The following is a 19,431-nucleotide window of genomic DNA, read 5'->3' on the forward strand; positions in this document are numbered from 1 at the left end:
TCATCCCCTGTTGCCGAGCGTGCGGCGTTCCTGCCTTCCCTGCCGCAGCACGGAAAGCCCCACGGCGATCACGATGACCACGGCGCGGATGATGCTTTGATAGTAAGGATCGATGCCAGTGAGGTTCATCACATTGGCGATCAGCTGATAGATGAGCACGCCGGCCATCGCCTTGAGCAGACGCCCTTCGCCGCCGAACAGGCGCACCCCGCCAATGACGATGGCCGCGATCGAATCCAGTTCCCAGCCGATGCCGCCATTGGGCACGCCGCTGCTGGAGCGGATCACGAGCGCCACGCCCGCGAGACCCGAGATCAGTCCCGCTACCGTGTACACGCCGATCTTCAGCCGGTCCGAACGCACGCCCGCGAGCCTCGCGGTGATTTCATTGCCGCCGACCGCATAACAATGCAGCCCGGCGCGCGTATAGGCGAGCCACACGGCGGCCACGATCACGAGGACGAGCCAGATGATGGCCGGCGGCGTCAAGAGGCCGCCCATGCCGCCAAGCGATTGAATCAGCGGGTTGCCGGTCAGCACGCTCTTCTCGCTGACGCTGAAGGCGAGGCCGCGCGCAATGCCCATCATCGCGAGTGTGGCGATAAGCGGCTGCACGCGTCCGCGCACGACCGAGACGCCGCTTGCCAGTCCGCACAGCGCGGACGCGAGGAGCGCGCCGCCGAGCGCGAGCACGAGACTCGTCTCCGCATAACGGGCGAGCAGGATGGACGAGAGCGCCATGACGGCGGCCACCGAGAGATCGAAGCCGCCTGTCAACACGACGAGGAACTGCGCTACCGACAGGATGCCCAGCACCGCCGATTGCGTCAGCAGGTTGCCGAGGTTGGACACCGTCATGAACTGCGGGCTGACCGCGCAGGCCAGCGCGAACAATGCGAGCAGAATCAGATAGACGTCGTAGCGCGCGAGCAGGCGCTTCAGGTCGTGCCGGGCAGGCGCATGATGCGACGACACCGCCCGATGCGAAGGTGAAGAAGACGGGGAATGGCTCATGCCGCGGCCTCCATGGCTGGGGTCGATCGGGGCACCGCATGGCGCATCACCTCGACCTGTGTCGCGTGTTCGCCTTCGAGCACGGCGGCGGCGCGTCCTTCAGCCATGACGAGAATGCGGTCGCTCAGCGCGAGCAGTTCGAGCATGTCCGACGACGCCATGATCACCGACATGCCTTCGGCCACGAGCTTGCGGATCAGTTGATGAATCTCGAACTTCGCGTTGATGTCGACGCCCCGGCTGGGTTCGTCGAGCAGCAGGATGCGCGTGTTGTTCGCCAGCCATTTGGCGAGCACCACTTTCTGCTGATTGCCGCCAGAGAGCGTGCGCACCGTCTGCTGCAACGAAGGCGTCTTGATGCGCATGCGCGTGACCAGCTCCTGCGCGATCTCGCGCAGGCGGCTGCGACGCATCATCGAGAGGCGCGAGACGCGCTTCAGGATCGGATACGAGATGTTGTCCTCGACCGAGCGCCCGATCACGAGGCCGCTTTCGCGGCGCTCCTCCGGCACGAGACCCAGGCCCGCGCGGATCGCATCGCGTGGTGCGCCGAACAGCGCCGGCTTGCCGTCGATGACGATCTCGCCGGCATCCGGCTTCGTGATGCCGAACAGGCATTCGAGCAGTTCGCTGCGGCCCGCGCCCACCAGTCCGCCAAGGCCGAGAATCTCGCCCTTGCGCAACTCGAAGCTCACGTCCTCGAACTGGCCTTTCACCGTCAGGCCGCGCGTCGTCAGCACGGTGTCGCCCCCGCGTTTCGGTTCGGGCCGTGAGGGCATGGCGTCTTCGAGCGGACGGCCGACCATCGCCTGGATCAGATCGGCCTCGCGCACCATGCTGACTTCGTGCGTCGCGACGCGTGCGCCGTCGCGCATGATGGTCACGCGGTCGCCAATGGCGATGATCTCCTGCAACCGATGCGACACATACACGATGCCGATGCCCTGCTTGCGGAATACGGCGAGCAGGTCGAACAGATGGCGGATCTCGTTGTCGGTCAGTGAAGCGGTCGGTTCGTCGAGCACGATGATGCGGCTCTCGCGCGAGACCGCCTTGACGATCTGCACCAGCTGACGCTGCGCGGGACCGAGATTGCGCACCGGTTCATCGATGGGAAAGCGCAGGTTGAAGCGCTCCATCAATTCGACCACGCGCGCCCGCATGCCGGCCCGGTCCAGCAAGCCGCCGCGTCCGGTCTGCTCGTGGCCGAGAAACACGTTCTCCGCCACCGTCAACGGCAAGACCAGGTCGGTTTCCTGATAGATCACGGTGATGCCGAGTTCATGACTCAGCACCGGATCGAGCGCGGCGAACTCGCGGCCCGCCATCGACACGCTGCCCGCATCCGGTCTCTCCGCGCCCGACATCACGCGCATCAGCGTGGACTTGCCCGCGCCGTTCTCGCCGATCAGGCAATGGATCTCGCCCGCGCGCAGGTCGAAATCCACGCCCTTGAGCGCGCGCACACCAGGGTAGGACTTGACGATGCCCGCCATGCGCAGCAGCGGGGCCGTGGTCTCGTGGTTCATCGCTATCGTGCTCCGTTCGAGGACGTCATCCGGCTCAGCAGCAGCCGACGCCCATCGCCTTCAGTTCCTTCAAACGCTGCTCGATCAGCGCGCGATGTTCCGGCGTATGCGCATCGAACTCTTTCTTGTCCGAGTACACGACCGGCTGCACCGGCTTGCCGGCCTGCGAGTCGTTGAAGACCTTCACCGCCAGCGCGCCGAAGGTCGGCGGCGTCTGCACCGTGTAGCTCGCCCAGCCGTCGAGGATCGCGCGCAGGCCGTCGGCGGTGCCGTCCTTGCCCCACAGATACCCCTTCAGGTCGTCGCGATTCGCGGCCTTGATCGCCGTCAGACCGCCGATCATTTCGTCGTCGCTGTCGAACACGATGCCGTCGATGGAGCCCTTCGGGAACGATTGCAGAAAATCTTCCGTGCACTTGCGGCCGCCTTCACGGCTATAGCGTCCATCGCACTTCGCCACGAACTTGATGCCGGGATTCTTCGCGAACACGCTGTCGAGGCCCTTCTGTTCTTCCAGCACCGGCGCCGCGCCCGTGTTGCCCGTCACATGCAGCAGCTTGCCTTCGGGCTTGCCATTCTTCTTCGTCATCTGCGCGACGACATCCTGTCCGACACGCACGCCCGTGTCTTCATAGCTGATCGTGAGAAGCGAAATCCAGCCGTCCTTGCCCGGCTGTCCCGGCATCGCGCGATCCGCGACGATGAGCGGCACGCCCGCCTTCTTCGCCATGCCCGGGACCGGCGCGGCGGGTTCGTACTCGACCGGCTCGACGATCAGCACCTTGGGCTTGCGTGCGAGCAAGTCCTGCACGTCGGATAGCTGCTTGGCCGGATCCCAGTTCGCGTTGGTCCACACGAAGTCATAGCCCGCATCCTTCCAGCTCTTCTCCATGTCCTTCGTGTTGACGACCCGCCACTCGTTCTCCATGCCCGATTGCGACATCGCGACGAGGCCCTTGCTGGCATCGGCCTGCATCGAGAAGATCAGGCTCGCCGCGCCCATCGCCAGCGCGCAGGCCATCCTCATGCCCTTCATGTGTCGTACTAACATTTTTGTCTCCGGTTATGGTGTGTTTGTTCTGGTTCGGGTCAGGTCATCAGGAAGCCGCCGGTCACGTTCAGCGCCTGGCCGGTCATCGCGCTCGAATCCGTGCTGGCGAGAAACATCATCGTGCTGGCAACTTCCTCGGGCGTGACGAAGCGGTTCATCGGCGCCGCCGCTTCCCACTCGCGCCGCACCTGCTCGATGCTCTTGCCTTCCTTCGTCGCGTGATGCGCCATCACGTCCTTGATTCGCTCGCCTTCCACCGGTCCGGGGCACACCGCATTCACGCGGATGCCGTGTTCTGCGTTCTCCAGCGCGAGGGTCTGCGTAAGACCGAGCAGCGCCCATTTCGAGCAGACGTAATCGGCACGCAACGGCAAGCCGCGCCGCGCGACATTCGACGCCGTCGTGACGATGGCACCGCGCTTCGCCGCGATCATCAAGGGCAGCACCGCGCGCGTGACGAGCATCGTGCCGGTGAGATTGATGTCGAGCGTCTCGCGCCATTGCGCGAGCGGCATGTCCTTCACGAGGTTGTAATGGCCGTTGAAGCCCGCGTTGTTGACGAGCACATCCACGCGTTGATCGAAGAAACGGGCGGCGGCGCTCACGGCTTCGTTGACCGCGTGTTCGTCGCGGACGTCGCAACGGAACACCTGGCAGCGGCGCCCCGCCTGTTCGACGAGCGCACGCGTCTCGTCCGCCGCCTGAAAGTCCAGCACGGCGATGTCCGCGCCTTCGCGGGCAAACGCACTCGCGATGACCTGTCCGAGCCCCGCCGCCGCGCCCGTGATGATCACCCGCTGATTGACGAATCGACTCACGACACCTCCTCCTTCATTGAACAGAGAAGCGCTGCAGCGCGGCTTCGTTGACGGTCACGCCGAGACCCGGTGCATCCGGCACGGCAAGCCTGCCTTCCACAAGTGCGAAGCGCTGATCCAGCAGATCGTCGCGCAGGGGGTTGTGCTTGCGATCGAACTCGACGATCGGTTCGTTTTGCAGCGCAATGGGATTGGCGGTATGCGGGATCGGCGGGATCGTGGCGATGGCCTGCAACGCCGCCGCGACCGCAATGCCCGAACCCCACACATGCGGAATCACGCCGACGCCATGCGTGCTCGCGAACGCGAGAATCTGCTTGAACGCGGTGAAGCCGCCGCACACGGCCAGGTCCGGCTGGGCGATGTCCACGCACCCGGTGCCGATCAGTTCCGCGAAACCATAGCGCGTGAATTCGCACTCGCCGCCCGCGACCGGCACGGGATTCTCTGCGCGCACGCGCCGGTAGCCCGCCTTGTCTTCCGGCACCACCGGCTCCTCGAAGAAGCGCACGTCGAGCGGTTCCATCAGGCGTCCCATGCGAATCGCGGAGGTCGCGTTATACGCATGGTTCGCATCGACCAGCATGGCAATGTCCGGGCCGACCGCCGCGCGAATCACACGCAACCGCTCGATATCGTCCTTCAGGCTCAGCAGGCCGATCTTGACCTTCAACATCTCGAAGCCCGCATCGGCATAGCTCGATGCTTCCGCTTCCAGACTGCGCAGCAGTTCGGGCATGCGGCTGTAGTCCTGCGGGTAATAGCAGCCGGTTGCGTAGGCCGGGACGGATTCGCGGAAGCGTCCGCCAAGCATTTTCCACACGGGGAGCCCCGCTGACTGACCCGCGATGTCCCACAGCGCGATATCGAGCGCGGAGATCGCTTCGACGTACGTGCCCTTCTGCCCGAAGTCGCGCGAGAAGTTGTACAGCTCTTCCCAGATGCGCACCGGCTCGGTCGGATCGCGGCCGATCAGCTTCGGTGCAAGCACGTGGTCGATGCACGCGGCCACCGGCTCCGGCGGACCGTACTGCCCGCCCTCGCCCCAGCCGACGAGGCCGGTATCGGTTTCGATGCGCACCAGATAACTGTTGCGCTCGGGAAACGCGGCCTGCGACGAATAAAACAGCTTGTCGCCGAGCGGCACGCGCAGCACGTAGGAACGGATCGTCCTGATCTTCATGTCGTGTCGTGGATTGAGGGTTGTCAGCGTTCAGTTTTCGGAATCGAGATCCGCAAGATCGATGTTGGCGCTCAAGCGGTCGCGCGAATTCTCCAGGTGGGCGCGCATGGCTTTCGCGGCGCCTTGGGCATCGCGGAGACACACGGCTTCGATGATCGCGATGTGCTCCGGCAAGGCAATTTCGTACGCGCCGGTCAGCTTGTCGACGATCGCGCGCTGCGCCCAGCGGATCAGTTCCATATGCGACGACAACGCCTTTTGCAGCCGCACGTTGCCGCAGTACACATGGGCGAGTTCATGCACCTGCCGGTCCGCCTGCGCGATCGGCTCCGGGTCGCCTTGCTGCAGCGCTTCGGCGGCGTTCAGATACGCGGCCCGCACCCGTTCGGCTTCCTCGGGCGGAACGGCGAGCGTCGCGCGCTCCACCGCCATGCATTCGAGCGCGATGCGCAGATCGAAAATCTCGTTCACCGTCTGCTGGTCGAGCGGCGCGACATACACGCCCTTGCGCGCCTCGACCGTTACGAAGCCCTGTATTTCCAGCGAACGCAATGCATCCCGGAACGGCGTCGAACTGACTTTCCACGCCGTCTGGAAATCGCCGATGTTGATGCGCTGCCCCGGCCGCACGCGTCCGCCAATAATCTCTTCCTTCAGTGCGAGTTCGACTTGCTCGCTGAGTGATGCTCTATCGAAGACCTTCATCTCGTTTCAACCTCGAATGTGTCTGGATCACGCGCCCGGTTGTATCACAGGCATCGACTCAGCCCCGGTAACGCGGACTGGCGAGACCGCGCACACCCGGTCGCCACGCAAACAGACTGCCTGCGTGCGGCTCGCGTGCGCGCCGGGTGTCGTCGAGCGTGAACCAGGCGGTCGTGATGAACATGATGTCGAGCTCCGGGCCGCCGAAGATCATGCACGTCGGGTTCGATACGGGCAGCGGCACTTCGCGGTCTACCGTGCCGTCCGGCGCGTAGCGCACCAGCTTCGAGCCGCCCCACTGCGCGTTCCAGAGAAAGCCTTCTTCGTCGACGATCGAGCCATCCGGCGCGTCCGGCGTCGCGAGTTCGGCGAACACGCGGCGATTGGCGAGGGCGCCATCGGCGTAATCGAAGGCGTCGATGCGGCGCGTCGGCATGTCCGAGAAATACAGCGTGCCGCCGTCCGGACTCCAGCACAGCGAATTTGCGCAGGCGATGCCGCGCAGCAGTTCATGCACGCGGTGATCGGCGTCGAGGGAATGCAGCGCGGCGTTGGCGCGTTGCGGCGTCTCTTCATTCATGCCGCCGCACAGGAAGCGCCCGTCCGGCGACACGCGGCCGTCGTTCAGACGCGTGTGAGCCACCGATGCGGGCAGTGCGGCGAGCGGTTGCGGTTCCAGGCTGCCGTCGTCCAGCGTCGCGAAACTGCGCTCAAGCGCGAGGACGAGACCGTCGCCCGCACGCAGGCCGAGCGCGCCGATACGCTCCGGCATCGTTCTTACGGTGGGCGCGCTGTCGCTGTCGGATGGCTTCCACGACCACACTTCCCGCGCATGGATATTGGTCCAGTGCAGCGTCTGCGTGACGTCATCCCACACCGGGCTCTCGCCGAGACAGTGGCGACAGTCGAGGATGACTTGCGGTGAATCGGCGATGACACTCATATCGGATGGTGACTGCGTCATGATTTGATGCATGATGCCTGATGCATCAGATTTCACGCATCAGAGAAAACCCCGAGTGCTTCGCGCCGGTTCGAATGCAAAAAACCGGCACGGGGGTCAGCCCGTGCCGGTTTTTCAGAAGAAATACGGAGCGTTTATTGTCGCCGGCTGTTCACCAGCGCCGCAGGCACCAACAGCACCAGCACCCCGCCGATAACCAGACTCACCGAAAGCGCCAGCACGCCCGCCCCTGCCGAACCTGTCGCCTGCTTCACCAACCCGATCAGCGAAGGACTCACCACGCCCGAAATACTGCCGACCGAATTCGCCAGCGCAAGTCCCGCCGCCGCCGCCGCTCCGCCGAGGAACGACGGAGGAATCACCCAGAACTGGGAGATGGTGGTCATGACGCCCATCGTGCCGATGGTCAGCGCGATCATTGCGAGCATCGTCGAGTTCGAGAACACGACGCTCATCGTGAGGCCGAATGCCGCGACCAGCCCCGGCACGATCAGATGCCATCGACGTTCACCCGTCCGGTCCGAGTTATGGCTCACGAACACCATTGCCAGCGCGCCGGCGGCATACGGGATCGCCGTCAGCAAGCCGACATGCAGCGGATCGGCCACGCCGCTGGACTTGATGAGCGTCGGCAGCCAGAAACTGACCCCGTACAGGCCCATGGTGTAGAAGAAGTAGATGACGCTGACGAGCAGCACCTTCGGGTTCATCAGGCCATCTCGCATCGAATGCAGCCCGCTCTTGGGCTGTTCGGCCTTGAGCGCCGTTTCGAGCGTGTCTTTCTGCGACTCGGTGAGCCACTTGGCGTCGCGCACCCGGTCGTCGAGATAGAAGAACGCCATCACGCCCAGCACGGCGGTCGGGATGCCTTCGACCAGGAACAGCCACTGCCACCCTGCAAAACCATGCGAGCCGTTCATCGCGGTCATGATCCAGCCGGACAACGGCCCGCCGATGACCCCGGACATCGGAATGCCGGTCATGAACAACGCCGTCACCTTCGAGCGCCGCGAAGCCGGGAACCAGTAGGTCAGATAGAGAACGATGGCAGGAAAGAAACCGGCCTCCGCGACACCGAGGAAGAAGCGCATGACGTAGAACATCGTCGGTGTTCTGACGAACATCATCGCCGCTGAAATCAGGCCCCATGTGACCATGATCCGGGCGATCCAGCGGCGCGGACCCACGCGAAGCAACAACAGGTTGCTGGGCACTTCGAACAGCAGATAGCCGACGAAAAACACACTCGCGCCGAATCCATAAACGGCCTCGCTGAAGCCGAGGTCGCTCAGCATCTGAAGCTTGGCGAATGCAACGTTGATCCGGTCGAGATAAGCGAACAGGTAGCAGACGAATAGAAAGGGAACGAGACGCCACGCTGCTTTGGTGAAAACAGACGTGTCGGCGCCTTCCACGAAGGTGGCTGGGCTTTGGGAACTCAAGGTGTGTCTCCTGTGGGGCCATCGTGTGACCAGCGGGTGTCCTGTACCGGACGCTACTCCGCCAGCGCTGGAGATGCGCGCGTCAGATTTGGCGCGCGCATCCCGCACTACCCTGCGTACTCAGTCGAACATGTCCGGCTGGGTCTCGACCAGCTCGCTCCAGATGGTCTGGAAGTGCAGCCAGCCGATGTAGTCGCTGCCCACGTGCTCGCGGCTGTAGCGGGCGCGCTCGGGCGTGACTTCCTTCGGCGTGATGCCGGTGGCTTCGATCATCAGTTGCTGCTGGCAGCAGCGCTCGAGCGCGATGAACCAGAACGCGGCCGAGTCGATGCTGTGACGGCTCGCCGTCAGCAGGCCGTGATTCTGGTGAATGGCGGCCTTCACGCCCTTGAATGCGTTCGCGACCTTATTGCCGCCTTTCACTTCCACCGCGACCTTGCCTGCTTCATCGCCGATGACCACGTGGTCTTCGAAGAAGGCGGCCGCGTCCTGCGAGATCGGCGCCAGTGGCTTGCCGAGCGAGGCGAAGGCCGTGCCGTAGACGGTATGCGCATGACACATCGCGACGATGTCCTGATGCTGCTCATGCACCGCGGCATGCAGGACGAAACCCGCGCGATTGATCGCGTATTCGCCTTCGACAACCGTGCCCTCGTGGTCCGCGCAAATGAGGTTCGAGACCTTCACTTGCGAGAAATGGACGGCCATCGGATTGGTCCAGTAAAGGCCGGGATGCTCTGGATCGCGCACCGTCAGGTGACCCGCGAAGCCGTAGTCGAAGCCTTGCAGCGCGAAGGCGCGGCATGCGGCGACGAGACGCTCCTTCAGATACTTGCGATGTTCGGCGTGGTCCTTGAACTCGGGCATGCGCGGGAAAATCACACCTTCCTGATCCGGCTCGTAGATCGAGATCTTGCCCGGCTTCAGAATCGATTCCTGCGTGGCTTGCTTCGGTTCATCGATGGTGGACATCAGATACTCCTGTTGTTGATTGGGGGACACTGAAACGTCAAGAGAGCGGCGGCCTAGTTTCTGGAGCGATCGACCAATGCGTCCTGGGTAATCCACGGCATCATTGCGCGCAGTCTGGCGCCGACGATTTCGATCGGATGCGCGGCGGTCATACGGCGACGCGACTGAAGGGTCGGCGCGCCGGCCTTGCTTTCGAGGATGAATTGCTTCGCGTACTCACCGGTCTGAATGTCGTGCAGCACGTCTTTCATCGCTGCCCTGGTCTGCGCGGTGACGATGCGCGGGCCGGTGACGTACTCGCCGAACTCGGCATTGTTGGAGATGCCGTAGTTCATGTTGCCGATGCCGCCTTCGTAGATGAGATCGACGATGAGCTTCACTTCATGAAGGCATTCGAAGTACGCCATTTCCGGCGCGTAGCCGGCTTCCACCAGCGTGTCGAAGCCCGCCTTGATGAGGTCCACCAGACCGCCGCAAAGCACGGCCTGCTCGCCGAACAGATCGGTTTCGGTTTCCTCCAGAAAGCTCGTCTCGATGATGCCGGCGCGGCCGCCTCCTGTTGCCGCCGCATACGCGAGCGCGATGTCGCGCGCCGAACCCGAGCGGTCTTGCGCCACGGCGATCAGATGCGGCACACCGCCGCCTGCTGCATATGTGCTGCGGACCGTATGGCCTGGCGCTTTCGGCGCAATCATGATGACGTCCAGATCCGCGCGCGGGCTAACCTGGCCGTAGTGGATGTTGAAGCCGTGAGCGAAGCCGAGCGCTGCGCCCTCGCGGGCATGCGGTTCGACTTCCGCGCGATAGACCTCGGCAATCTGCTCGTCGGGGAGCAGCATCATCACGATGTCGGCTTCCTTGACTGCATCGGCGATGCGCTTGACGGTCAGGCCAGCGCGTTGCGCCTTCTCCCACGAAGGGCCCTGACGCAGACCGACGCAAACGTTGATGCCGCTGTCTTTCAGGTTCAGGGCATGAGCATGGCCCTGCGAACCGTAGCCGATGATGGCGACGCTGCGGTTCTTCAAAAGGGCAAGGTCGGCATCCTTGTCGTAAAAGATTTTCATGCTGTATTCAGATGGGTGCGATGAAGCGTTGATTGATGTCGGGGCCACGCGCGATGCGTGGCCTACAGGTCCAGGACCAAGGTCTTGCTGATGGGCCTGGAGACGCATACCGTCAGGAACTCCTTGCGCTCGTCTTCATCCAGGATGAAGTCGTTGTGCTCGACTTCGCCTTCGAGATAGCGGACCTTGCAGGTTGCGCACAGACCGGCACAGCAGGACGTCGGGACTTCGACACCCGCCTCGCCCAGCGCTTCGCTGAAGTTCTGCTCCGGTCCCACGTGGATCACCTGACCGGTGCTGGCGATGGTTACGTCGCAACCCTCGGCGTTCTCGGTGTCCGAAGGCTCGCGCTTCGGCTGGTCCGGCGCCTTGAAGTGCTCGAAGTGCACGGTGCCCTTCGGCCAGTGACTCGCCGCGTCCGCGCATGCCGCCATGAATCCGCCCGGCCCGCAGTAATAAACATGCGTGCCCGGCTGCGGCTCGGCGAGCAATGCGCGCAAGTCCAGACGGTCCGCTTCCGCGCCATCGTCGAAGTGGTAGTGCAGCGTGCCCGCGCTCAGCATGCTTGCGAATTCAGGACCGAATGCCGCTGCATCCTGGCTGCGCGCACAGTAGTGCATGTCGAAAGCCACGCCGCGCTGTTCCAGTTCATGCGCCATCGCCTTCAATGGCGTAACGCCGATACCGCCCGCAATCAGCACGACCTTGCGCGCGCCTTCGGCCAGCGCAAAGTGATTGCGCGGCTTGCTGATGGTGACGATGTCGCCGGCGCCGATGCTCTCGTGCACCGCACGCGATCCTCCGCGACCGCTTTCGTCCTTGAGCACGGCAATGACATACCGATTGCGCTCGGCAGGCGAATTGCACAGCGAGTACTGTCGAATGACGCCGTTCTTCAGATGGACGTCGATGTGCGAGCCCGCCTCGAAGCGAGGCAGCGTCTTGCCGCTCGGGTTCGTGAGTTCGTACGAGTTGATGCCCTTGCCTTCGTAACGGATCTGCTTGACGCGGACATCGAGCGTGCCGGCTTCGATTTCCACTACCGCTTCTTCCCGTTCCAAACGTTCCAATACCGTGTCCATGATCCTTGCTCCGTGGCGGGTGACCGGTCGCTCATACAAACGACCGGCACCATGTGCGCCGATTAACTCTTCAGCGACTGTTCGAGGTCCTTGAACTTGTTGCGCACGAAGTCACCGCGCGCTTCGCCTTTCAGGCTGTCGCTCTCGGTCAGGATCTGGACGACGGTCTTCAGCACCTTGCGACGGCGCGCCACTTCTTCTTCCACCGTCGCGCCTTCTTCAATTTCGAATACGTTGCCCGAGCAGAAGCTGTTGGGCGCGCCGCCCAGAGCGCGGAACCATTCGGCGAAGCCCTGCGCCGATGCCGCCACGTTCGTGCCGCGCACCGCATCGCGCAGCATCTTGCGGAACTGATACAGGCCCGCGTCGAACTTGGTCGGGTTCTCGAGTGCATGCACGGCGATGGAACGCTGGCTGATGATCGCCTCGTAGTCGCCGGGTGCATATTGAGCCTGCTTGTAGATGTCGCGTTCGCGATGGTTCGGGGGAATCGGCGGCATGTCTTCGAGCTTGTACTTGCCGAAGCGCTCGGGACGGCGCATCGCCACCTGCCCTTCGAGGAAGTCGATGGTCTCGTAACCGACCATCTCCTTGTTGCCGATACCGCGTGTATCGATGCCCGGGCCCATGACGCGCCAGCCAATCATCTTGCTGTTCTCGTCATCGACGGGCACGGTCCAGCGGATGATGTGGAAGCGGCTGAAATACTTCTTCTTCGAACCGTCTTCCGACGTGTAGGCATGCAAACTCAGGTTCGGCAGCACCTGATGCTGGACCCGGACGAACAGCCGGTCCTTGTTGACGCGGCGCGCGCCGGCGCACGCCAGACTGCGGCCGCCCTGCACCGGCACGAAATTCATGTCGGGCGCCACTTCCATGGACGCGGCGCCGACTTCGTCGAAGGTCGTTCCCTGGTAGTTGCCATCGACGACATTCTTGCCGGCGTGCAGTGCGGTCGGATGGTAGTTGTCGGCCGCGTTGTCCTGAACCTGCAACCAGTTGCAATGCTGGAAGTTGCTGTAGGGCACGAGCTCGTCGCCGGGCGAGACCGTGTAGTCGCCTTCCCATTCCGGGAACGGCGGCTCTTCTTCCGGCGGTCCCATGTAGGCGAAGACGAGGCCGTTGCGCTCGACCGCCTTGTACGCGCCCTGACGGATCGAACACGCGTAGCGCTCGGCTTCCTTTTCCTCGCCTTTCGGGAACGGCACATGGAGGCAGGCGCCGTCCACGTCGAACACCATGCCGTGATAGCAGCACATGATGCCGTGCTCCTGGATCGCGCCGTATTCGAGGGACGCGCCACGGTGAACGCAGTGCGCATGCAGCACGCCGACGCGGCCGCTCTTGTCGCGGAACGCGACCAGTTCTTCGTTGAGGATCTTGAGGAAGCGCGGCGTGTCGGTCAGTTCCATCGACATGCAGACCGGGTGCCAGAAGCGGCGCATGTATTCGCCCGTCGGCGTTCCCGGACCGGTTTCCGTCAGTTCGGGATCATGCTCCGGCGTCTTGTTGGCGTAGTAGCCACCGAACGGAATCAGCTTCTTCGCCACCGGCGCCGACCCTCCGGTGCGCTTCTGGTCGTCCATCTTGTCCGATTTGACGCTCATGTCCTGCCTCCAATGATTGTTAGGGACCACATCGGTTGTTGTCGTCAGAGCCGGTTTCCGTCGTCGGTGTTCCGTGCTCTGAACTCTGTATCCAAAGATTAGGCGCATGCGACCGCCTTGTCTCTATGGGTAAACACGGATACGCGTGGTGTTCAGGAAATCGTGGAGGTGCTTTCAGACGCTGCTGGCGTTGCGCAGGTCTTCGCAGATGCTGCGTTGGGCGGGAGAGTTGGCGGACGCCGGGGGAGATGAAACGAAGAAGGCCGCTTGATGCGGGTTCGACGACGCGCCGAACCGTCAGGCAGCCACAGGACTCATGCAGTAAGGATTGCGACTCAGGACGTCGCCTGAGCGATCTCGCTGTTCGTGCTCATATGCTTCACGAGATTCGCGCGCGCTGCCTCGACGTGCAGCACGCTCAGGCGTGAGGCAAGTTCTTCGTCGCCGGCCGCGATCGCGTCCGCGATGGCCGCGTGCTCGTCCCAGACCACCTTTCTCTGGCCGACGACCTGATGCACCGCGCCCATCACACGCCGCAGGTGCATCCAGTGAAGACGGGCATTTTCCAGGATCAAAGGATTGCCCGAGGCCGCGTAGATGGCCAGATGAAACGCCATGTCGGCCTCGACCATGGCCTTGATGTCGTCACCTCGCATCGCCTTGCGGCCGTTGGCGATCAGCGACTTGTCGAGCCGCACGGAACGGCGGGCGGCGAGCTTGGCGGCGAGGCCGTCGAGCGCTTCCCTGAATTCATACAGATGACCAACCCGTTCGACGTTGAGCGGCGTGACCTGCAGGCCGCGCCCCGGAGCGTCTTCGACCAGCCCATCCTTCTTGAGCAAACGAAACGCCTGGAGCACGGGGGACCGGGAGACCGAGAGCTGCTCGGCAATCTCCTCCTGCACGATCCGCGTTCCAGGCGCGATAGAGCCTTCGCTGATGGCGTCGAGAAGAATGTTGTAGACCTCGTCGACGTAATCGGTACGAGCCTGAATCTTGACGAGTTTGGCCGGCATGGCAAATCAGAATCGATATTGAATACCGAATCCTATCAGCTTTCCAGAGGGTTTTTGCTCGGGCAATGGGTTCTGGTTGCGGCGTTCAGCCCATCGACAGAAGCGCGACGCCAAGCGTTTCGTTTTCGACGGCATGCTTTTCGTAGAGCACGTCCGGCGCGACGTCGCGCATCTGCAAAACTGCTTCCATGACCACGCGCGCGCGTGCCAGGCCGGATTCGGAATTGGCCTGCACGAGCACGAGCGATTGCGACGCGAAGTAGCGTCTTGCCTGCTTCAACACGAAGCCCGCATCGTCGATAAACGCTGCTGCGGTGAAGTCGCGCGCATCACGTACGAGGATCGACACCAGTCCGAGCTTCGAGCGCGCCAGGATCCATGCGGCTGCGTAATCCGTACGCGTTTCGGATCGCATGAGCACCCGCGAGAGTCCTTCGAGTCCCGTCAACGAGGCTTTTGCATTCAAAACGCATTGTGCCGAAGCGGGAAACGCGTCGGACTCCGTCCACTGTGCAAGGGCGTGAGGCGGTCGGTGGAGGCCGCCGAAAGCGCCATCGCTATGGCTCAGGGTCTCACATTCGACAGGAGCGCTCGCATCGGACCGCAGAATGAGGTAGTTGGGGACGTCCATTTTCGGATCTGTCGATTGGCGCTTTGGGGGAAGCGCGATCATCATGGCTTCAGGCGCCATGACTACGGTACTCTAAATTCTGTATACAAAGAGTACGTCCGCGATGAAGTCGCTCCCATCAGGGAAAACACTATCTCTGTCGATGCGACCAGGGGGTGAGTACTGAGGGCGCCAGACCTTGCAAAACACAGAGTCTGGGAAAAGCCGGAACGGGTTGACGACCCCCTTCTCAGGCGACGCTGATCTCCAGCCGTTTGCCCAGCACCGCGAGCGCGTCCGCGATCGTGTCGATCTTGGTCGCATGGTTCAGCGTCATGATGCGGTTGACGTCTTGCGGCCTGGTGTTCAGCCGGCGCGCGAGTTCCGACGGCGTGACGCCCTGCGCGATCATCTCGTTGAGAAGCAGGATCTTGCCCGAGACACTTGTCGGCAGCGCAACCAACTCTTCGTTCTTATTTGCCTTCGACGGCCGCGGCACCAGGCGCTTGTCTTCGAAGTAAAAGTCCATCGCCGTCAGCAGTGCGTCGGCTGCCATCTCACGAGCCCGTTCCAGGCTATCACCCTGTGTGATGGCCTCCGGTATATCCCGGAATGTCACCACGAAGCCGCCTGTGTCCGGGTCGAATCGGGCTGGATAACGCAACATATCGCACTCCATTGCTTGAGAAACGGTGCAGAGCGAGTCCTTTACTCAAGCGCGAGACCAGGTTGACCTGAGGGCGTGCCGAAACAGAAGACATGGTCCCATCGATCCGATGCTGCGCCAAGGAGGTACTCGTAACGAGTCATCCGGGCAGCGACTGCTGCCCAGCCAGGAAAGATGAATCGCTTTAGATGCGTTGAATCAGGACTCGGCGAGCGCCATGATGTCCGGCAGCCCCATGTAGGGGGCCTGCTCCGCGAGCTGGCCAATGAAAGACTTCCAGTACAGATCGCCGTGATCCGTCCTGAACGGATCGTAGCTGCCATATCTTGTGGCGACGTCGGCCATAGCGACGGCATCGGCGAAATCGAGGAGGGCTTGGGCTTGGAGCTTATTCATGCCCGCAGTAACGGCACGTCCGTGCACCAACTTTAGGAAGTGAAATGCAGCAGCAAATCCAGGGATTCGTGCGCGTTACGCGCGAGTATCTGGAGACGGATAAGTGCAGCCTTCCTCAGCGCGGAAGAAGTCGGCCGGCGCGGCCTGACGCGCGAAGTCGGGCTCGACCAACCGGCGGATATGCGCCGGGGGAGCCGCGACATCTATGTCGACGACAGCACCTGCTGGAAAATGTACGACCAAGCGGACACACGACGCGCGATGCGATGGACCTTGCTGATCTCGCCGGGCAACAGCCGCAGAACAGCTTGCTGCACGGCGAGTACGACATCCGCGACGGCTTCCTGCCCATCTCACAGGGCAAATGCAACAAGGCCGACCCGCTGAACATCTTGCGGAAATGGGTGCTTTTTGCGGAAATCAGGCCGCAGATTCTCCAGCAAATCAAAACAAGTGAGCGCCACATGGCGGAAGGCAGCCGGAGTCGAACCGACCTGAGAATGTCTGACATCCCCAACTGGGTTTGAAGCCCAGCCGCACCACCGGATACGGATGCCTTCCATGTTTCACCTGAAGCCGCCCAGCTAAAACCTCCAGGGCGCGACCGATTATAACTACGTCATCGGCCGAACATGAGTCAGGGTCCGCCGCCCTTGTCCTTCAAGTGCCGTCGCGGCTGACGCCGCCTCAGCAGCCGATAGACGCAATACAGCAACCCCACGGCCACGAGCAGATCGACCACGGTGGTGCCGTGCGCCTGAAGTTCGAGCACCGCGAGATGCAATTGATGCTCGAAAAGCGCTCCGCCCAGCAGCCAGAACGCCGCCCACGCCACGATCCCCGCCGTATCCCACAGAAAGAACGCCGGCACCGCAATTTGCGTCGTGCCCATCAATGGCGGCGTGACGAGTCCGAGACCGGGAACGAATTTCGATAGCGCCACGATCGGCGGCCCGTGCCGCTCGAACAGTTCGCCGGTCGTGCGCATTCCCGAATCCACCGCATACGACCTGCGCGACAGCGCTGCGACCAGCTTGCGCCCGTAAATGCGCCCGGCGGCAAACCACACGCCATCGCCCAGCAACGCGCCGCATACCGCCGCAAACAGCACGTGCGTGAACGCGAGCCGCCCGCTCGCCACCGCTGATCCCGCGAACACCAGCAACGGCGCGGACGGCAACGGCACACCGAGACGCGTCAGCAGCACGTTCGCGAAAACGGCCGCGCCGCCCCATTGCACGATGGCCGACGGCGGAATCTGGATCAAACGGCACCTCGCAAACGCTGGTTACAACGCATCATTCCGCCCTCGATTCGACGAGCATCACCGGCACATCGCCGCATCCCGCGCTGCGAGCAATTTCGATGCCTTGCCACGGCGAATTCTTGCCGTGGTCGAAGGCCATCGGATCGACGCGCCGGTCGGGCCTCAGCACGTTGAACGGCCACGAGGGACGGCGGATCCGCTCGTGCACCACGGCGCCGAGCCAGATGGGCGTCGGCGCGGCGCCTGGACGTTCGCGCACGTCGTATTGCGTCGACCAGAAACGCAGCACGTCGCGCTCGTCGGCGCCGTAGGGCGAGCGCGCGAACACGAGTTTCGACGGCTCGCCATTGTTCAGGCGCGGCAGCGCGGGCAGATCGATAGCGGGCGCATTCGGCAGCACCACCGACAACACGCTCTTCAGCGACACGTGCGACACCTCGGTCCAGCCGCGGCTCAGCAACTGCGCGCGGATCTGCGCGGGCGTCGCGGCCCATTGCACGGTGATCGGCTCGCGCCGGTCGCCCTCCATGTTCGCGCGGTAACACGAGAAGGTCCGCCACACCGTGTCGGTCCATTGAATGGGCGTGATGACGACGGACTTGGGCGGCGCGCTGCGCGCTTCGGTGTCGTCGCTCAGTTGCAGCGCCACGCTCGCGCAGATCACGACCAGCACCGCGACCGGCATCAGCGGCCGCGGCTTCGGCTTGGATGGATTGCGCCACACGGCCGTCAGCGCGATCAGGAACACCCACACGGCCGCGAGCGCCGCGCTGCCGAGCGCGTCTGAGATCGTGAAGCGGCCGAAGTAGAGCCCCGCGAGCGCCACCGCCGTCACGATGGCCGACGTCGCCGTCGCGACCAGCACGCCCGTCAGCAGCCGCACGCGGCGCAACAGCAGGAATGCGAGGAAGCCGTAGATCACGACCGTCGCCGCGACATGACTGCTTGGAAAGCGATGCGTCGAAGGCGCGAACGACACGGCCAGCGGCTCGTGCGCGGTGAAGCGGATCGCGGCCACGAGCAATTGCGAAAACGCCAGCGCCGCGACCCAGTAGGCGACCGTGCGCCAGCGCCGCTCGATGCTCATCCACACGATCACCATCACGCCGAGCACGAGCAGCGTCTCGGTGCTGCCGAGCGTGGCGGCGGCATCGAGGATGGAGTCGGTCCAGGTGGAACGGAAAGATTGCAGCAGCCGATAGACCGACACATCCACCTGCACGATCGACGCCCCGCGCGCGACATTCGCGAGCACCGAGAAAAAGAGCACTGCCGAGGCGAGCAGCAGCGTCGAGATCATCACGATGAGGCCGGTGGCCGGATTGGCCGGATCGAGCGCGCGCGCGACGAGCCGCGCCGGCAGGCCGCGGCTGTTCCGGGCCCAGCCGAGCAACGCATCGCGCGACAGGATGGTCCAGCGCATCGCATGCGAAACGAGCACGCGGACCACGTTGAACACGACCCACGCGAGCGCGGTGAGGATGATGAGGATCACGACGAGCCGGATCGAGACCGCACCCGCCAGTTCGATCGATGCGCCGAACACCACGCCCGGCAGGATATGCGTCGGCGCCCAGATCAGCGCGCTCAGGATGTTGACGGCCAGGAAGCGCGCGGGCGTCATGCCGGTCACGCCGGCCACCACCGGCACGACGGCGCGCATCGGCGCGACGAAGCGCGCGAGCACGACGCTCTTCGCACCGTGCTTCTCGAAGTATTTCTTGCCCGCCGTGAGCGCGCCGGGATGCGTGCGGAACGGCCACATCTGCGCGATGCGGTCCGCGTAGCGCTGGCCGAACCAGAAGCTCGCGGCATCGCCGGCAATCGCGCCCGCGATCGCGCAGACGAATACCCAGCCGAGATTCAGTGCGCCCGTGCCGACCAGCGCGCCCGCGATGAACATCGCCGTGCTGCCCGGCACGAAGGTGCCGATGAACGCCACCGATTCCAGGAACGACGCGAGCAGCACCACGGCGAGCGCCCATTCCGGGTAACTCGACAGGACGTGCAAGAGCTTGAAGTAGTAATGCTCCATCGCGGT

At 63.5% G+C, this 19,431-nt stretch carries 18 protein-coding genes and 1 tRNA gene; all 19 read right to left on the bottom strand.

Going from position 1 to position 19,431, the window contains the following annotated elements; translation table 11 throughout:
* The 19 genes from QCE88_RS38145 to QCE88_RS38235 all read right to left on the bottom strand — a co-directional run bounded on the left by QCE88_RS38145 (position 1) and on the right by QCE88_RS38235 (position 19,425).
* Positions 1–1,014 carry an ABC transporter permease gene (locus QCE88_RS38145; RefSeq protein WP_309910898.1) on the bottom strand — a complete coding sequence of 338 codons (1,014 nt, stop codon included), beginning with the start codon at positions 1,012–1,014 and terminating at the stop codon, positions 1–3.
* Positions 1,011–2,543 (bottom strand): sugar ABC transporter ATP-binding protein, encoded by a 1,533-nt coding sequence (locus tag QCE88_RS38150; protein ID WP_309910899.1) that lies wholly within the window; start codon positions 2,541–2,543, stop codon positions 1,011–1,013. The genes QCE88_RS38145 and QCE88_RS38150 overlap by 4 nt, the downstream gene beginning before the upstream one ends.
* A gap of 34 nt (positions 2,544–2,577) precedes the next feature.
* The gene (locus QCE88_RS38155) at positions 2,578–3,594 is read right to left on the bottom strand and encodes a substrate-binding domain-containing protein (protein ID WP_309910901.1); all 1,017 of its coding nucleotides are present in this window, start codon (positions 3,592–3,594) and stop codon (positions 2,578–2,580) included.
* Between the two features lie 38 nt (positions 3,595–3,632).
* Complete coding sequence (locus tag QCE88_RS38160) at positions 3,633–4,412, bottom strand: SDR family NAD(P)-dependent oxidoreductase (RefSeq protein WP_309910902.1); 780 nt, start codon at positions 4,410–4,412, stop codon at positions 3,633–3,635.
* Between the two features lie 13 nt (positions 4,413–4,425).
* Entirely contained in the window at positions 4,426–5,595 is a 1,170-nt protein-coding gene (locus QCE88_RS38165; protein WP_309910903.1) for a mandelate racemase/muconate lactonizing enzyme family protein, read from the bottom strand.
* A gap of 30 nt (positions 5,596–5,625) precedes the next feature.
* Complete coding sequence (locus QCE88_RS38170) at positions 5,626–6,300, bottom strand: GntR family transcriptional regulator (RefSeq protein WP_309820963.1); 675 nt, start codon at positions 6,298–6,300, stop codon at positions 5,626–5,628.
* Positions 6,301–6,358: 58 nt separating this feature from the next.
* Complete coding sequence (locus QCE88_RS38175; protein ID WP_309910904.1) at positions 6,359–7,264, bottom strand: SMP-30/gluconolactonase/LRE family protein; 906 nt, start codon at positions 7,262–7,264, stop codon at positions 6,359–6,361.
* A gap of 134 nt (positions 7,265–7,398) precedes the next feature.
* Positions 7,399–8,706, bottom strand: coding sequence for an MFS transporter (locus tag QCE88_RS38180; RefSeq protein ID WP_309910906.1), 1,308 nt, complete (start codon positions 8,704–8,706; stop codon positions 7,399–7,401).
* Positions 8,707–8,826: 120 nt separating this feature from the next.
* The gene (locus QCE88_RS38185; protein ID WP_309910907.1) at positions 8,827–9,678 is read right to left on the bottom strand and encodes a class II aldolase/adducin family protein; all 852 of its coding nucleotides are present in this window, start codon (positions 9,676–9,678) and stop codon (positions 8,827–8,829) included.
* Positions 9,679–9,731: 53 nt separating this feature from the next.
* Positions 9,732–10,745 carry a ketol-acid reductoisomerase gene (ilvC, locus tag QCE88_RS38190; RefSeq protein ID WP_309910908.1) on the bottom strand — a complete coding sequence of 338 codons (1,014 nt, stop codon included), beginning with the start codon at positions 10,743–10,745 and terminating at the stop codon, positions 9,732–9,734.
* 62 nt (positions 10,746–10,807) lie between these two features.
* Positions 10,808–11,827: a PDR/VanB family oxidoreductase gene (locus QCE88_RS38195; protein ID WP_309910910.1), complete on the bottom strand. Its 1,020-nt coding sequence runs from the start codon at positions 11,825–11,827 to the stop codon at positions 10,808–10,810.
* A 62-nt stretch (positions 11,828–11,889) separates the two neighbouring features.
* A complete protein-coding gene (locus QCE88_RS38200; RefSeq protein WP_309910911.1) occupies positions 11,890–13,434 on the bottom strand; it encodes a Rieske 2Fe-2S domain-containing protein in 1,545 nt (514 codons plus the stop codon).
* Between the two features lie 335 nt (positions 13,435–13,769).
* Complete coding sequence (locus QCE88_RS38205) at positions 13,770–14,450, bottom strand: GntR family transcriptional regulator (protein WP_309910912.1); 681 nt, start codon at positions 14,448–14,450, stop codon at positions 13,770–13,772.
* A gap of 85 nt (positions 14,451–14,535) precedes the next feature.
* Entirely contained in the window at positions 14,536–14,865 is a 330-nt protein-coding gene (locus tag QCE88_RS38210) for a hypothetical protein (RefSeq protein WP_309910914.1), read from the bottom strand.
* Positions 14,866–15,310: 445 nt separating this feature from the next.
* Entirely contained in the window at positions 15,311–15,727 is a 417-nt protein-coding gene (locus QCE88_RS38215) for a type II toxin-antitoxin system HicB family antitoxin (protein WP_309910915.1), read from the bottom strand.
* Between the two features lie 198 nt (positions 15,728–15,925).
* Positions 15,926–16,123: a hypothetical protein gene (locus QCE88_RS38220; RefSeq protein ID WP_309838536.1), complete on the bottom strand. Its 198-nt coding sequence runs from the start codon at positions 16,121–16,123 to the stop codon at positions 15,926–15,928.
* A 465-nt stretch (positions 16,124–16,588) separates the two neighbouring features.
* Positions 16,589–16,684: transfer RNA gene (locus QCE88_RS38225), tRNA-Sec, on the bottom strand.
* Positions 16,685–16,760: 76 nt separating this feature from the next.
* Positions 16,761–17,390: a DedA family protein gene (locus QCE88_RS38230; protein WP_309910917.1), complete on the bottom strand. Its 630-nt coding sequence runs from the start codon at positions 17,388–17,390 to the stop codon at positions 16,761–16,763.
* A gap of 31 nt (positions 17,391–17,421) precedes the next feature.
* A complete protein-coding gene (locus QCE88_RS38235; protein ID WP_309910918.1) occupies positions 17,422–19,425 on the bottom strand; it encodes a VTT domain-containing protein in 2,004 nt (667 codons plus the stop codon).
* Between the last annotated feature and the right edge of the window lie 6 nt (positions 19,426–19,431).

It is taken from the genome of Caballeronia sp. LZ035 (assembly GCF_031451175.1).
In the GTDB taxonomy this organism is placed as follows: Bacteria; Pseudomonadota; Gammaproteobacteria; order Burkholderiales; family Burkholderiaceae; genus Caballeronia.

Excerpts from the sequence above, each read along its gene's own strand:
- QCE88_RS38145 (WP_309910898.1), bottom strand. The coding sequence starts at position 1,014 with ATGAGCCATTCCCCGTCTTCTTCACCTTCGCATCGGGCGGTGTCGTCG.
- QCE88_RS38150 (WP_309910899.1), bottom strand. The coding sequence starts at position 2,543 with ATGAACCACGAGACCACGGCCCCGCTGCTGCGCATGGCGGGCATCGTC.
- QCE88_RS38155 (WP_309910901.1), bottom strand. The coding sequence starts at position 3,594 with ATGTTAGTACGACACATGAAGGGCATGAGGATGGCCTGCGCGCTGGCG.
- QCE88_RS38165 (WP_309910903.1), bottom strand. The coding sequence starts at position 5,595 with ATGAAGATCAGGACGATCCGTTCCTACGTGCTGCGCGTGCCGCTCGGC.
- QCE88_RS38170 (WP_309820963.1), bottom strand. The coding sequence starts at position 6,300 with ATGAAGGTCTTCGATAGAGCATCACTCAGCGAGCAAGTCGAACTCGCA.
- QCE88_RS38175 (WP_309910904.1), bottom strand. The coding sequence starts at position 7,264 with ATGACGCAGTCACCATCCGATATGAGTGTCATCGCCGATTCACCGCAA.
- QCE88_RS38185 (WP_309910907.1), bottom strand. The coding sequence starts at position 9,678 with ATGTCCACCATCGATGAACCGAAGCAAGCCACGCAGGAATCGATTCTG.
- ilvC (WP_309910908.1), bottom strand. The coding sequence starts at position 10,745 with ATGAAAATCTTTTACGACAAGGATGCCGACCTTGCCCTTTTGAAGAAC.
- QCE88_RS38195 (WP_309910910.1), bottom strand. The coding sequence starts at position 11,827 with ATGGACACGGTATTGGAACGTTTGGAACGGGAAGAAGCGGTAGTGGAA.
- QCE88_RS38200 (WP_309910911.1), bottom strand. The coding sequence starts at position 13,434 with ATGAGCGTCAAATCGGACAAGATGGACGACCAGAAGCGCACCGGAGGG.
- QCE88_RS38205 (WP_309910912.1), bottom strand. The coding sequence starts at position 14,450 with ATGCCGGCCAAACTCGTCAAGATTCAGGCTCGTACCGATTACGTCGAC.
- QCE88_RS38210 (WP_309910914.1), bottom strand. The coding sequence starts at position 14,865 with ATGCGATCCGAAACGCGTACGGATTACGCAGCCGCATGGATCCTGGCG.
- QCE88_RS38215 (WP_309910915.1), bottom strand. The coding sequence starts at position 15,727 with ATGTTGCGTTATCCAGCCCGATTCGACCCGGACACAGGCGGCTTCGTG.
- QCE88_RS38220 (WP_309838536.1), bottom strand. The coding sequence starts at position 16,123 with ATGAATAAGCTCCAAGCCCAAGCCCTCCTCGATTTCGCCGATGCCGTC.
- QCE88_RS38235 (WP_309910918.1), bottom strand. The coding sequence starts at position 19,425 with ATGGAGCATTACTACTTCAAGCTCTTGCACGTCCTGTCGAGTTACCCG.